This window comes from Paenibacillus sp. FSL H7-0940 (assembly GCF_037979415.1).
Taxonomy (GTDB): Bacteria; Bacillota; Bacilli; order Paenibacillales; family Paenibacillaceae; genus Paenibacillus; species Paenibacillus amylolyticus.
Window position 1 is genome coordinate 3,221,983 of record NZ_CP150280.1, and the last position, 15,914, is coordinate 3,237,896.

Genomic DNA, 15,914 nt, shown 5'->3' on the forward strand with positions numbered 1-15,914 from the left:
TCAGTCATGAGGAGCCTCCTCTTCCGGTGTAATGGATTCTCCATCTTCAACTGCTTCAGGCGCATAATAATAGATGGATACTGCCGTCTCCCCATACAAAGCCTTGCGCGTTTGTTCAAACGGGCCGAATTGCTCAGGGTAATCATGTTTGGATTCATATTCAAGCACGATGGTTGCTTCGGGTTCCAAAAGTTCCAGTTCGTGCATGGTCAGCATTAACTCGTGCCCGTTCTTCATGCGATATGGCGGGTCGAGAAACACCAGATCAAACGTTGTGCCTCGCTTGGCGAGTGCCTTCAATGCTCGACCTGCATCATTACGATATACGGCCGCCTGGTCTTCCAGCTTGGTTGCCTTCAGATTCATGCGGATGACTTCAATACTTTTCGATTCCAAATCAACAAAAACAGCCTTGTCCATGCCGCGGCTCAGCGCCTCAATACCGAGACCTCCACTGCCTGCAAACAGATCCAATGCTGTGCCGCCCTCAAAATAAGGACCAACCATGCTAAATAACGCTTCCTTCACCTTGTCGGTGGTTGGCCGCGTACCCGTGCCAGGAACAGCCTTCAGCGGCCTGCCTTTTGCACTCCCAGATACCACTCTCACTTGACGAGTCACCTTTTCTCTATGTAAGTTTATTGATACGACTATCGTACCACATTCGGGTTCGGTTTGAAAAATGTGCGGTCTTCATTTCCCTTGGAAAATTGTTGACGAATTGTTGACGCATATGTATAAAAAGGAAACAATCGGGCGATTCTATAATTATCGACATCACAAGTGTCGTAGACAACCGCGGAGAAGACTTACGTTTCCCCATAAGCTCTTCGTCCGGTTTCTCCTCTCCCATGAAAAAGAAGCTCTCGAAAGAGGGCTTCTTTTTGTTGCTTATGTTTTAATTTATTTTGCTAGTTATACTTTTCTTCAAATTCACTTATTTCGGCTTCCTCTTCGGTCTGCAACCATCCAATCTCCCTCAGCCACATGCCCATATCTGCAATAAACTCATTCACTTTTAAATGTTCAATCTTGTATTTCTGGATCTTTTCACTTAAAAAAGCATAAAACTCATGGCTTAACGCATACCGTTGTTTGCTTTTGCTTAATGCCTTATAACGATCCTCGCTGACCACCAGATCAAAATAGATGACATTCTCCTTCTTCACATGCCTGACCGTGGACCTTCTCTCGTATTCCTCAGGAAGACACCTGAAAACAAAGAAGAGTTCAATATCGACTATTTGATATTTGCTTTCTGCTTGATCAAAAACAGACTGCAACTCATCCGAAAGATTGGCAACTTGCGTTACACCTGAAGTATCCGTTGATTTTCCGAAGATCATTATTGAAATCCTCCCGTTCATTTTCACCATTCATAATCATACAACTAGAAAAGGTTGACTAGTGATGTAATCTCCGTCAACCTTTCCTATGTTCATCCTTCTTGTGCCTTACCCCAACGTAGCAAGACCTTACGAGTTCAGCTCTCGATGTTTTCGATTGGAAAGTCGTAAATTGATCAATGGAATGATGAGTGCAACAACCGGTAAGAGAAGATTTATTGAACCATTCTTAATCATCATGAAGGTAATAAACAACACGGCGAGCCAAGTCATAATCTCCATCATTTCATATTTGGTTAACGTCAGCTTGAAAGCTTTTTTCGAAATGAAACGAATCAAGAAATAAGCGATCAAGCTATAGAACAGGATCATTCCCAAGATAGCAACTAGGATTATGAGGTACATATCCACCATAAAAATCTCACCCGACCCTTATATCATTTCCTTAATTTTGCTTTACTTCTCTTCAACAACAATCGTTGCATTATAGATCACAACACGTTTCCCATTGAGATCAAATAATACTTTATTGCCGTATTCCGTATCTTCCACGTCAATCTTGCCATCATAGGTCTGAATCAATTCACCGTTATTGCTGTACACTTTAACAACCCTCTCCAGGCCACCCGAGTTATTGGACCTCATTGTTTTGAGTGCACGTTCACCTGAAGCGGTATTGAAATACCATATGAAACATCCAACTATGATGCCCAAGAAGACCAACACCGTCACCCATATACCTGTCTTTGCTTTTTTACTCATCTTGAACCCCCCTCTTATGTTTCCTGTCTCGTACATTACGAGGTTGGAGAGAGAACGGTTTCATACCAAGCCTCTCAAGCTGTTCGTTGACATAACAAAACAGAGGCCTCCGATAGCGAAGACCTCTGTTCTTTATAGAATACATTCTTTTATTCTGTATGATCCTTTTACTTACAGTGCACGAATGACAAATTCAAATGTCAGTTCGCCGTCCGAAGGGATCAGGTATTCCGGATGAACTGGAGCACCCCAGCTGTCATCACCACCAACACCCATTTGTTTACCCGCTACAGTCACGACCGTATAGTGTACAGGAGGCAATTCGTACGCATGTTGTGCATTCTCCAGCTCAAATGCCGTATATGGTGAAACATTCAGCTCAACCGGAGTTCCGGATGCTTCAATTTTGAAGCCACGTCCCGCGTTGTCTGTCAATTTGGCCCAACGTACGCCCGTACGGTTGCCTGATTCCTGTGGTACCAGATATGGAGCCATAGTATCAGCTACCTTGCTGCCATGGATACCCAGACGTGCGCCAAATGCGCGGTCTGCATAATTTTCTTCGGGTCCCATCGCAAGCCATTCCACGTTTTCGAAGTCAGGTGATGTTCTGAAGGACAATGCATGAATTGGCAGGTTTGGCAATCCGGCTGTACCTTTGTACGTATTATGCACACGCACGCTTCCATCTGCATGAACGGTATATACCACTTTAACTTGTACATCCTCCGAAATGTTGAGCTTGTACGTGAACTCGATCCGGTATTGATCCGGTTTCTGTTCCGCTTTCCACTCTACAGAACGTGGCATCAGGCTCGCTGCATACCAGGCACCCAGTTCGAAGCCCATCGCCATACCTTTGTCATTATCCGTCATTGCACGCCAGAAGAGCGGTGCAGGTGGTACAGCAATCGTCTCACGACCGGACAATTTCAGGGAAACCAGTGTCCCAAACTGTTTGGAGAACAGCGCATGTGTCTTGCCGGCACGAACACCGATGTTAACGTCACCTTCGATAACTTGTACATCACTTACAAGATTCAAGTCGACTTCAACTGCATCATTGACCTGATCCTGTGTGAAAATAAACTGTCCAAATGCCACTTCTTCGCCTTTGTCAGCCCACATTGTAGCTTCTTTTAACACAAATGCAGTGTTCACAGCGTACTCACCGCCAGCCAGGGCTTCTGCACCAAGCGGAAGTTTCACTACCGTCTCGCTTTGGGCATCCACGTTGACTTCCAATGTTCCACGCAGCACTTCATGTCCCTCGCGCTCCAGGCTGTATACCAGTTCTAGCGCAGATGTATCTGCGAACAGATTACCGTTCACAATTTTAACACCTTCACGATCCGGGAACAGCTTGATGTTCTGGTAAAGGAATTTAACCTCCTGCATTTTCGCAGTTACTTTACGGTCAGCATGGACGATCCCGTTACCACAGAACGAATAGTCTGATGGACGATCACCAAAATCTCCGCCATAAGCGAGGAATTCTTTGCCGTAACGATCTTTTTTATAAATGGATTGGTCGATGTAATCCCAGATGAATCCACCTTGATACATCGGATATTTGTCTTCCAACTCCGTATATTTGTGCATACCGCCAATAGAGTTACCCATGGCATGCATGTACTCACAGCTAATATAAGGTTTCGTCGGGTTTGCATTCAGGAATTCCTCGATGTCCGCCGGTTTGGCATACATGCGAGTCTCCATATCACTTGTTTCATCGAAACGGCGATCATGGAATACACCTTCGTAATGTACCAGACGTGTTGGATCAGCTGATTTGAAGTATTGGGATACTTTGTAGATGACTTCACCACCGTGTGATTCATTACCACAAGACCAGATCAGAATGGACGGATGGTTTTTGTCACGCTCCACCATGGATACAGCGCGGTCCATAACGATATCATGCCATTCCGGTTTGTCACCTGGAATAACCCATGAAGGCTCAACAGCACCAAGTTTCTGCCAAGATCCGTGTGTCTCCAGGTTCATCTCGTCAATAACATACAATCCATATTCATCACACAGCTCATACCACAGACTTTGGTTTGGATAGTGTGACGTACGTACAGCATTCATATTATTCTGTTTGATCGTACGAACATCCCACAGCATATCTTCCTTCGTAACTGCACGTCCACGACGCGGGTTGAACTCATGACGATTCACACCTTTGAATACGATACGTTTACCGTTGATGTGCATCACTTTATCGATCATTTCAAATGTACGGAAACCAACGGCTTGAGGAACAACCTCAACCAGTGTACCCGCAGCATCATATACACGAATATAGAGACGGTACAAGTATGGAATCTCTGCGCTCCACAGGTTCACTGTACCAATGTCTTCACGAAGACTTACTTGCCCATCGTTAACTTTGGACTCAAACGTTTTAACGGTATTGCCTTCACGATCACGAAGTTCAGCCTCTACACGTGCTCCTGCAACCGCTTTTCCTTCCAGCTTCAGATCCACTTGCAACGTACCGTTGGTATAGGACTTGTCCAGATCTGTGCGAACATGAACATCACGTACGTGTGCAGTTGGGACCGTATACAGATACACATCTCTGAAAATGCCGGAGAAACGCCAGAAATCCTGGTCTTCCAGCCAGCTGCCTGTGCTGCGTTGATACACCTCAACTGCGAGTTTGTTCTCTCCATCCTGAAGGAATGGCGTCAGGTCAAAATCAGATGGCGTGAAGCTGTCTTCCCCGTATCCTACGAATTGTCCGTTAAGCCATACATAGAATGCAGACTCTACACCTTGGAAAGAAATATATACCGGATTCGACTCCCAACCTGTCGGCAGGTGGAATGTGCGAATGTAACTTCCAACCGGATTTTTATCCTGTGGTAATGCCGGCGGACGAATGTCGTTCAGGCCATCCCAAGGATATTGTGTATTTACATATTGAATCTGTCCGTATCCTTGAAGTTGGATATGCCCCGGAACTTCAATATCATCCCAGCCTTCACTGGAAAAATCGGATGTATAGAAAAACTCAGAACGGCTGTCTGGACGAATCGCATAGTTGAATTTCCACGTACCATTCAGATCATAACGCATGGACATCTCGCCTGAAACTACAGCTTCATCCATTGTTTGGTAATAACGGTGATCGGAATAGGCATGAAGACGGTTTACCTCAAATACACTTACGTCCCCCAACCAGTTGATATCTGCCTTTGTTGCTTTCATCGGCTCTCTCTCCCTTTAAAACGTTATAGTTTGACTTATTCAAGGTTTACGCTGGATTTCCTTTTGCTTTACATAAACAAACAAAAAAGACAGAGGTACGCCATAACTGGCGTCCTCTCTTCTTTCCTGAACCCGTCATTTACACGGATTATGCTGTTTTCATTACTTCACGGAACCTACCATACCTGCCACAAAGTGTTTTTGCATAATGAAGAACACAATTGCTGTTGGCAATGTTGCAATCACGATTGCTGTCATGATTACTCCGTAATCCGGAGAATAACCAGCACCCAGATTTGAGATCAACAGTGGAATCGTTTGTTGGTCAGGTGTTTGCAATACAATGAGTGGCCACAGATAGTTGTTCCAGCTACTCATGAATGTAATGATTGCTGCCGCTGCATATGTTGTTTTCATGGTTGGCATATAGATCTTCAAGAAGATGCCGAGTTCACTCAAACCATCAATACGTCCAGCTTCCAGCAAATCTTTCGGGAACATTTTGGTGTTCTGACGGAAGAAAAAGATCAGGAACGCTGTTGCGATGGTTGGCAGGATCACTGCTGCCATCGTGTTGATTCCGATAACCGGTGCAACTCCCGAGATTGTTGCGAACATACGATACAGTGGTACCATGATCGCTGCAAACGGGATCATCATGGATAACAACAGGATATTAAACACAATGTCACGAGACTTCGTGCGATATACCTCGAAACCATAACCTGCCATGGAACCAATAAACAGTGCCAAGAGAGTGGAGACTACAGAGATAATCGCCGAGTTTCCGAGAGCCTGTACCAGATTTGTCGAATCAATCAGTTTGTTGAAGTTATCAATGAAAGCTGAACCCGGTAACAATCTGCCTTTCGTTACATCGACAGATGCATTTGTTGAACTGACCAGCATCCAGAAGAAAGGGAAAATGGATACAAAGGCGACGATGGATAGGAACACATACGTGAAAATCCGTTTTGCTTTAGCTTTAGCCATTTTTATTATCACCTGCCACTTTAAACTGGATGATGGACAATACAATAATCAAGATTACGATGGAATACGACACTGTTGCTGCATAACCGAAGTCCGGTGAATATTTGAACGAAAGGTTGTAGATGTATTGTGAAATCGACATGGTCGCATTACCTGGACCACCTTTGGTAATATTCATGATCTCATCGAAGATTTGCAATGTACCAATCGTTGATGTGATGGACGTGAAAAGGATAATCGGTTTAAGCAAAGGTACAGTGATTTTGAAGAATTGTGTAAAAGCATTCGCTCCGTCAATTCTTGCAGCTTCATAGATCGATTGATCGATGTTTTGCAGGGATGACAGATAGAAAATCATGTTATATCCGGTCCAACGCCAAGTAACGGCGATTATGATCGTAATTTTAGCCCAGAACGGGTCTGTGATCCATTGAATTGGATCGCCAATAATGTGCAAGCCCATCAGGAATTGATTCACCATTCCATCTGGTGCGAACAGATATTTGAATACAACAGAGTACGCTACCAATGAAGTTACACAAGGCAAGAAAATCGCTGTACGGAAGAAACTCCGGAAACGTAGTGTGCTGTCATTCAGCAATACGGAAATAAACAAACCAAGGATAATCATTACAGGCACTTGAATAATCAAGTAGATAAATGTATTCGATAATGCTGTACGGAACGTTGTATCAACTAACAATCTTTTGTAGTTAGAAAGGCCCGAAAATTCAAGATTGGCTCCTACACCAGACTTGAACGATAAGAGCAGCGCTTGAATCATCGGGTAGAAGTAAAATGCAACAATCCCGACAACAGCCAGCAAAACAAAAGCCCATCCAGTCAAATTATTTTTCTTTTGGAGACTGTCTCCTGTATTCATGGCTTTCACAGTATGGCTCCTCTCTCTCCATGGAACATGGGTAGAACCCACGGAGCCTCTCGCCATATCCGGTTCGACTTGCGCCGGACGTGGGAGACGGCTCCGATGTTTCCTAGGGTTCTATAAGTTACCTTGGGTATCTTAGTTTAATTGTGCTTCAGCTTGTTTTTGTGCATCAGCCAGAACGTCATCGATTGATTTACCGTTCAGGAATGCTTGCATTTCTACAACCAGAATATCTTCAATGGCATATGTGTTGATACCATAGTTTACGCTTGGAATTTCTTTCGTCCAATTTGCAAAGTCTGTGAAGATTTTTTGTCCGCCGAAGTACTCGTCTGCTTTGGCATACGCGTCACCATCAACTGCTGGTTTGTACGTACCAATTGCGCCGATGTTGTTCAACAGATCTTGATACAATTGTTTGTCAGAACCAAATGTTTTTGCTACAAAATCAGCTGCTTGATCTGCGCCAGGAACGTTGTTCATAACATACCAAGAGCTACCACCCAAGTTGGATGCGTGAACAGAGTTTGCTTGACCAGCCATTTTCGGTATTGGAGCTACAGCCCATTTACCGGATTGGGAAGCTTCTTGACGTACAGATGGTGAGAACCAGTTACCTGTAGGAATTGTTGCTACGCTACCGTTATTGGCGTTGGCAACGAATTGACTCCAGTCAGAGTGCAATTTAACAATGTTGGCATCCATCATTGCTTTGTAAGTAATAAACGCTTCTTTCAGAGCAGCATTATTAGCAATGTCAGGTGTTTTACCATCTTCTGCGGAATACCATTTACCTGCAGTTTGAATCATCATACGAATCAAACCAAGGTCATTCGGGTCAAGAGAAAGAAGCTCTTTACCTGTTTTAGCTTTTACGTCTTTACCAATTTGGATGTAGTCATCCCAAGTGATGTCTTGCAGGTCAGCTGCTTTGTAGCCAGCTTGCTCCAGCAGATCTGTTCTGTAGTACAAACCAGCAACGCCGGAGTCAAATGGTACTCCGTATTGTTTGCCATCAAACGCTGTTGGTCCGAGTTTGTAATCTGCAAAATCGGAAGCCGTGATACTGGAAGACAGATCTTTGAACGCATCAGGATATGCATTCAGGAAGCTTTGTGAACGATAGTCTTCAATCAGAACTACGTTTGGAAGACCACTCGCAGTTCCGGAGTTAAGACCTGTGTTCAGTTTCTGAATGATATCAGCTTGAGCGTATTCAATGATGTTAATTTTCACATCAGGATTTGCTTTTTGATATGCTTCTTTTGCTGTTTCCATTGCAGCTACGTTAAAAGCTTTGTCCCAAGCCCAGACCGTGATTTCGTTTGTTTTTTCGTCACCACCACTAGCGGATTTACCTCCGCCACCGGATGAACATGCGGACAACAGCAGTACTGTAACGAGCATCAATACCCACATTTTTTTCAAAACATTCAACTCCCCTTCGACCTCTTTGTGTGTAATTTGTTTGCGTTTTCTGAAAGCGGTTGCTTTCGATGTATTCATCTTATCATTCCCATATCTCCATTCGTTAGTAATAATTTTGTACGGATTTGTCATCTTATTGCCATAATGAAAACCTTTACAGAAACCGTTTGCATTAAATTTGGTTTTTTGTAATTTCTTTTGATTTTGTAATTTCTTGATCTTGGAATAGTACAAAAATGATTTCACCCGCTTTACCTCTGACACGTGAAAATCCCCCGACTCTGTATATAACAGAAGCGAGGGATCTCGATTTTAAGTGTATTTAATGGAATCGGGTTTCGATTCAACTCGTGATTAAAGGTAGTGTAACGGTGACTCTCGTTCCTTCCCCAACCGTACTCATAATGGTGACCCCATAAGGTGAACCATATAATAACTCAATACGGTCATGTACATTGCGAATACCGATACCGCTGAATAGTTGACGATTGTTCTTTGGATTGGGCAACGTTTCTCCCATGACAAGTCCTTCAATTCCATCCCCATTGTCCATAATCTCACAGATGAGTGATTCTCCCGCTCTGGAAACCATGACATGAATCGTACCCGTTTCTTTCTTGATGAATCCATGGAAAAATGCATTTTCGATAAACGGCTGGATCACCAGTTTGGGTACATGATAGTGTGTACAATCCGGAGCCACGTAGAAAGCTGCTTTAATCCGGCCACCATATCTGACGTGATTAATGAAGACATAATTTTTCAAATTCTCGACTTCTTGTTCCACGGTAACCGTCTGACTCACATCACTGATCGTATTTTGCAACAATCCAATTAATGCATTAATCGTCTCCGCTGCCCTGTCTTTGTTGCCTTGTTGCACCAGAACTTTGACAGATGCAAGTGTATTATACAAGAAGTGAGGATTAATCTGACTCTGTAATGCCGCAAGCTCTGCGTTACGTTGTTCATGCTGTGTCTGTACTAACTGATCCACATAATCATGCAGTTCATCAAGCATGTAATTGTAAGCATGACCAAGCTGCCTGCTCTCGTAGCTTCCGCTCACCGGAATGTAGTTGTCCAGATCACTTTTCGTAATGTTGGACATCTGCTTCACAAGTCTGCGCAGTGACTTGGTAATCTGGCTGGTGATGAGAAACACGAGGATGAGTGCCCCCACAACGATAGCAGCACAGATCAGGGCAACCGTCTTCATGTCGATAAGTTGACCCATCGCCAGATCCTTATCCACTACATTGACAATATAAAACCGATAGAACGGTAAATACTCGGATAACACAACGCTATCCTGATCCATCACACGAGCATTAATACTTCTCGGAGAGTTGTTGTTCATATCCCGGGCATACGATAGCAAATCCAGCTGAGTTGTTCCGATCCAGTCTTCACGATTCGATGATACAATCTCACCTTTTTCATTCATAATGACCACATCATTGCCACGACTTGTAAAACTGCTGTAAAATTGCCGGAATATGTCTTCTCTCATCGTGACATAGAGCGTACCGTATATCCGGCTGCGTGTTCGGTCCGTCAACGCTTTCGTCGCAGAGATCATCTGCTGACTCCCAAGCGTTGCCTCGTTTTGGTAAACATCAAAGATAAGACGACTCGGCGTCTCAGCGGCTTCCATCGTAATTGGCTCCTGCTTCAATTCATCCACGGACAACTGAAGGTGAGCACGATTCGTGGAATAGCTCCGTCCATTAATCCCGATAATTGTTATCCCAACTTCGTAGGATTCTGTGATGGATTGAATTCGATCCATCGTTTCCCTCATATTATAGAAGGATTTGGCCATCGTGAGGGAATCGGCATCTCCTTCGGACAGGAATCCTCGGATCGATCCACTCTGCGTCACATTATTCGATACGGCAGCAATGGCCTCATTAAAGGATTCAAAATTTGTTTTGATCTGATTAAGCACCTTGGAGTTGGTGATACTGAACGTCTCAGTAAACAGATTGGTTGACATGTGAATGGTCGTCCATAAGATGAGTACAGAAACGAGGACAATACTGACCACCATAACCAGAAACAACTTGGGAAACAATCCGAGACGAGATAATTGGTTCATCCATTTCTTCATGATCTTATCCTTCTGACTTTATGCCCAGAATTTGCGCCGGTATCGGCTTGGTGATAATCCGGTGAATTTTTTGAATACTTTGCAAAAGTAACTATGATCGGAATAGCCTACCATACTGCTAATCTCAGAGATCGTTACATCATCGGATCGGAGCAATTCCTCGGCTTTTTCAATCCGAATTTTATTTAAGTATTCATTAAATCCTTCTTTTTTGTGAGATGAGAAATAACTGGATAAATACGATGGATTAAAATGAAAGTGCTTGGCTACTTCAGCAAGCCCGAGCGGCTGATCAAAGTGATCATGCATGTAATCCAGCAGCATCTTCATGTTGGGATCACTTCGTTTTCCACCCGCACCAACGGTACACTCCTGAACTTCCGTCATGAATTGGTCAAGCACAGTCATGACTTCGTCCAGACTCGAAGCGCCGTCCACATTTTTAAAATACGTATATTTGCTCTCTTCCAGCCCGGCAGACTGAACATCCATATCCGCGAGGGTAATGGTCACGTTGAAGATCAAGTTACCGAGAAATGATTTGATCTCAAACACGTCGGCAATATAATCCCGTCCAAGTGTTTTTGCATGATCCTGTAAATACTCCCTTGCCGCTTCGACCCGGTTACGCTTCACATGCTGCAAAAACATATTCACATTAAACTGGTAACCTGCGGGATGCATTGGAGGCAGTTCACCATACACCAGGATTGGTCGATCCTTATAATAGAAACGATATTCAATCAGCTTAATCAGGCGTTCCCGGTAAACAACACCCATCTGTTCAAATGAAGTAAAGCTTTCACTAAGCACCCAACCAGGACTGTCTTCTCCTGCTGCATTTTCACTGGCCAACTGTCTGATCCGTTCAAGCATCCATTCATCTCTCACAGGATCGACATTAAGAAGCATCACAGGTAATGTACCCTCTGCGGGAACCATTGCACATTCTACTTCAGGCAGATCACTGCGGAGCTTGGATTCAATCTGTTCCTGATCCATCTTTAGTGGATTCCCTCCAGCACCCACGGGTTTATACACAAGCAAGCGAAAGGATTCATACGGAAAGGTATCTCGAATGATCGGCATTTCGCTATCTTCATCCAGTGTAAATCCGGACAGCATCTTCTCCATCAGTTGTCCAAGTCTCCAGCCATCGTGCGACGGCTCGAACTGTAGCTCCGGAATTTTACCCGCTGTGCGTTGAAGGACTTGCAATAATTCATTTGTATCCAGCTTGGGTTTCAGTATATAATCGGCTGCCCCGTGCTGAAGCGTTGAACGTACATACTCGAATTCACTGAAGCTGCTAAGTACAATAACTTCAATCTGCGGATTACTGGCTTTTAGTGTACGGACAAACGTTTCGCCATCCATGACAGGCATGACAATGTCGGTGATCACAATATCCGGTTTTAACAGGTTCACCTGCTGTAATCCTTCTTCACCGTTGGAAGCTTCACCCACAATGATAAATCCTTCCGCTTCCCAGTTCATATGGTGCTTTATGCCCTGTCTTACCAGAAACTCATCGTCAACAATCAGCACCTTGCACAACCGGTTCATGATCGCGACCCCCTTGTCTAATCTTTCCTCTATATCTGTACAGGCTATACCAACTATTATATATCGGTTATAAACACTTTCCAGTGTTAGCGGTTACATTAATTCTAAATTAATTGTACATCTTTTTATATCCTAAAACGATCCTTTAAGCAATGGTAACTATCTATAGTTTACACTATATTTCGACAAAATAAGAAGCCCCGACTCGCCATTTGATCATCTGGCGAATCAGGACCCTTATTTCAATCCTTTATTTCGTTAATCACTCACTTATGGTTCAATTCCCCATTGGAGATTTCCCGCGATATAACCAGTGACTTTGGACCAGTCCGTATAGGAAGTCTGACTACCTGCAAAAGAATAATCATCCGTTTGCGTATAGTTGGTCCAATTGTTCTTGGAGATGCGCGTATGGATTTCCGTGCTTTGTCCTGCATTTAGAGTTCCAGCAGAAGCTGTGAATCCAATCTCAAGCACGTGGTCAGCACCTGTCCGTACCGGATTGAGTGCACTGAACGTGCCTGTTACATTTGCACTGCCAGCAGTCGCCCAGTCAGCGAAGAAGTTCTGAGGCTGTTCACCGTTTATCGTGTAATAATATCTGATTTTCACATCAGACAGATTCAAGGCTGTAGTACCTGTGTTTGTCAGTTTGAATTTGGGACTAATCGAGCTGCCCGTCGCTGAAGTGTTGCTGTTAAACATCTCAATGCGTATAGTTCCAACAGGTGCAGCTGTCGTGTCTTTAATGAGCAGATTCAAGGTCGCAGGAGCGCCTGCGCTGAATTGAAAGGTTAGCGCCGCTGCGCCATTTGGCAGTGAAGCCAGGTAGTTTTCACTTAATACGACCTCATTGCCTGTCAACGTGTAATCTGTACCTGAAACCAGCGTTGCATTCCCGTTGCGAATGGATGCAAGTGTATTGCCGTTAAGTGTTAACGTGACTGGAATATTAACCTGATTGCCTGCTTTGCGATCAAATTCGGCTGTAACCGGTGTAATCGCAGAGTTAGTCACTGGTGTACCTCCGCCATTGTTACCTCCAACACGGTCAGCATACAAAATTCCGCGGCCATTTGTTCCGAGATATACTCTTCCATACAGACGCGGATCACCCGTAATTGTGGTTACACGAGCATACTGATGCTGATCATCATTGATACGAACCCAATTGGCACCACCGTCATCGGAGCGGAAGAATCCACGTGTTCCATCGATTTGTGCAACCGTGTATAACGCAACAACGCTCTGCCCAGGGGCCGCTTTACCAAATCCGATACTGTCTGCTTCCTCTACATTGGCAAGCTTCGTGAATGTTGCGCCTGAATCCGTAGAATGCCATAATCCGTAAGGACCTTCTTCCTCACTACCACCTGCAAACCAGAGTTCACCTTCAACACCTGGAACGGCATCCAGATCGGCATTTCCTTCCATCGGAAGTCCGGTCGCAGATGTTGCCGTGAAAGTAGCACCACCATTCACACTCACATAGATTTTACCCGCTGCAAATCCATAAAATTTGTTTGGATTGACACGATCCGAAATCACTTTTGCCTGTGCAGGTATGCCCGTACTTGCCGTCCATGAATTGCCGTCAGTCGAATAATGTACGCCTTTATCTGATGTGCTCCATACGAGTCGGTTACCATTCGCAGAGATGGCTACGGTCCCTCCTCCGGTTGTGCCGGCAGGTTCTGCATTGGCCTTATACCACGTAGTACCTCCGTCACTGGACAAACCAATGGATTTTGCATTGGGATCAGCAGCATAATCTGCTTTACCTACGCGAACCATCGTATTTGGACTTAACTCTGCAAAATCCAGACTTTCTGTGGAAGGATAGTTCGGGCTCGTAAATATGGTAGCTGGAGCCTGGTCCAGATTGTTATGACGGAATCCGGAGACATCTCCCAATCCGCTTATCAAATGTGCACCACTTGGCGGGCTGACCAGATCCAGCACGGCAATCTCCTCAACCCCCTTGGCCATCACTGAAATATTGATTTTTTCATCATCATCCCAGTCTGTCAGGTTCTTCGTTCCATAGATCGTAGCACCCGTTCCATACATCATGCGATCCGAATCAAACGGATCAATCTCCAGATCACCGATCATCCAGCCCAGTTTTGGGGTTGTTTCAGGTGGGGCAGGATTGGTGCCAAATGTGAGCCATGGCGCTGCCGAAATATCCTGTGTATAACGTAACTTCCGATTCGGATATCCTTCAAATTCCCATATGCGTGTCCACGTCGCTCCGCCATCTGTACTCCGGAACAAGGTGGCATCCGGCCACCAGGAATTTAATGTCGCAACCATCAATGTACCGGGATTCTGTGCATCAACAGCCAATCCGCCATATCCAAAATAATTATCCGTGCTGCTGCTTGGAACAGGGCTGATATTGTTCCAGACACCTGTCGATGTATTCAGTTTCCACACGTCACCTTTTGCCCCATCATAGGGTCCAACACCATCGCTGTACGTAATATAGAGGCTTCCGTCTGGATCAAACACACCATGATGCGGGATATAACCTGTAGGTTGACCAGCAACAGCTGACCAGGTCAGGCCGCCATTTGTGCTGCGATATACGCTTTGATCTTTATCCGCAACACCCACATAGATTGTCTGGGTTGCTTGCCCTGCCGAACCTGTTGTTTTGTCAAATGTAATCCATGCCAGACCTACGATGTCACTGGTATATTCATTCGAAGGATCTTGCACATAATTTCCCGGATTCGGGAAGCTTGTGACTTCGTTCCAAGTCACACCGTAATCGGTACTTTTCCATAACCCATGACCACTTCGTGCACCGAAATACAGAATACTGTTATCATTTGGGTCCACGGTCAGGCGTTCTCCCATTGAACGTCCCGGCATGTTGCCGCCCACTTTGAACGGAAGTGTTGTGGTCTGCCATGTATCTCCCCGGTCCGTAGAGCGCAAGATGGAGCCATTATTTTGGTCCCACGAATTCGTATACGTCCCAACTGCCATATACACCCGATCGGGATCAACCGGGTCCGTAGCCAGTGCGTCCACACCATTCTTGTTCCAGTCATCCCAGCCGACAAAATCCGTTAAGGGTATCCACCTCTCGTCAGCCGCATTCCAGCGATAGGCTCCCCCGATATCTGTACGGGCATAGATCAGATCCTTTTCCGACTCGTTGAAAATAATGCCCGGCACAAACCCGCCACCTGCACCAGTCACCACATTTTTCCACTCATAGGCTTCACTTGGTGCCGCCGCTGTTGTTCCAGCAAGTCCTCCCAGCGAGGCGGTTACTACAGCAACCGTCAGGCTCATCATTCGCAATTTCCCCATAAACGTTCTCATATTAACTTATCCTCCTCTTCTACTTCGTTACTGCATTTCGGTCTATCCCCGCTGTCTCATCGTGCTGATGATGGCGTGCCAGACGAATCAATGCATCCCTTGATACAAGAAGCCTCACCCCCTTCCAGTCATATTATTAAGCGCTTACATAATCATTCTTGATTCGCGGTTATCTGGATAATACTTTCAATAAATAACATTCGCTGGCAATCCACAAACCCCTCTGTCGAAATTCCGATTTTTGTAAAATATTTTCAGT

Annotated in this window: 10 protein-coding genes; all 10 read right to left on the minus strand. The window is 44.8% G+C overall.

Translation table 11 applies throughout. The features are described 5' to 3' along the window. Positions 1–609 carry a 16S rRNA (guanine(966)-N(2))-methyltransferase RsmD gene (rsmD, locus tag MHB71_RS14100; protein WP_036609474.1) on the minus strand — a complete coding sequence of 203 codons (609 nt, stop codon included), beginning with the start codon at positions 607–609 and terminating at the stop codon, positions 1–3. Between the two features lie 302 nt (positions 610–911). After that, positions 912–1,346: a hypothetical protein gene (locus tag MHB71_RS14105; protein ID WP_340029948.1), complete on the minus strand. Its 435-nt coding sequence runs from the start codon at positions 1,344–1,346 to the stop codon at positions 912–914. Positions 1,347–1,802: 456 nt separating this feature from the next. Further along, positions 1,803–2,108 (minus strand): hypothetical protein, encoded by a 306-nt coding sequence (locus MHB71_RS14110; RefSeq protein WP_017689244.1) that lies wholly within the window; start codon positions 2,106–2,108, stop codon positions 1,803–1,805. 171 nt (positions 2,109–2,279) lie between these two features. Beyond that, positions 2,280–5,327: a glycoside hydrolase family 2 TIM barrel-domain containing protein gene (locus MHB71_RS14115; RefSeq protein WP_340029949.1), complete on the minus strand. Its 3,048-nt coding sequence runs from the start codon at positions 5,325–5,327 to the stop codon at positions 2,280–2,282. Between the two features lie 162 nt (positions 5,328–5,489). Continuing rightward, entirely contained in the window at positions 5,490–6,320 is an 831-nt protein-coding gene (locus tag MHB71_RS14120) for a carbohydrate ABC transporter permease (RefSeq protein WP_036609483.1), read from the minus strand. After that, positions 6,313–7,203 (minus strand): sugar ABC transporter permease, encoded by an 891-nt coding sequence (locus MHB71_RS14125; RefSeq protein ID WP_036610887.1) that lies wholly within the window; start codon positions 7,201–7,203, stop codon positions 6,313–6,315. The genes MHB71_RS14120 and MHB71_RS14125 overlap by 8 nt, the downstream gene beginning before the upstream one ends. A 141-nt stretch (positions 7,204–7,344) precedes the next feature. Next, positions 7,345–8,628, minus strand: a complete 1,284-nt coding sequence (locus MHB71_RS14130; RefSeq protein ID WP_235193818.1) for an extracellular solute-binding protein — start codon at positions 8,626–8,628, stop codon at positions 7,345–7,347. Between the two features lie 352 nt (positions 8,629–8,980). Then, positions 8,981–10,750 carry a sensor histidine kinase gene (locus MHB71_RS14135; RefSeq protein WP_036670305.1) on the minus strand — a complete coding sequence of 590 codons (1,770 nt, stop codon included), beginning with the start codon at positions 10,748–10,750 and terminating at the stop codon, positions 8,981–8,983. 18 nt (positions 10,751–10,768) lie between these two features. Further along, entirely contained in the window at positions 10,769–12,316 is a 1,548-nt protein-coding gene (locus MHB71_RS14140; RefSeq protein WP_340029951.1) for a response regulator transcription factor, read from the minus strand. Between the two features lie 270 nt (positions 12,317–12,586). Continuing rightward, the gene (locus MHB71_RS14145) at positions 12,587–15,625 is read right to left on the minus strand and encodes a X2-like carbohydrate binding domain-containing protein (RefSeq protein WP_340030176.1); all 3,039 of its coding nucleotides are present in this window, start codon (positions 15,623–15,625) and stop codon (positions 12,587–12,589) included. Positions 15,626–15,914: the final 289 nt, after the last annotated feature.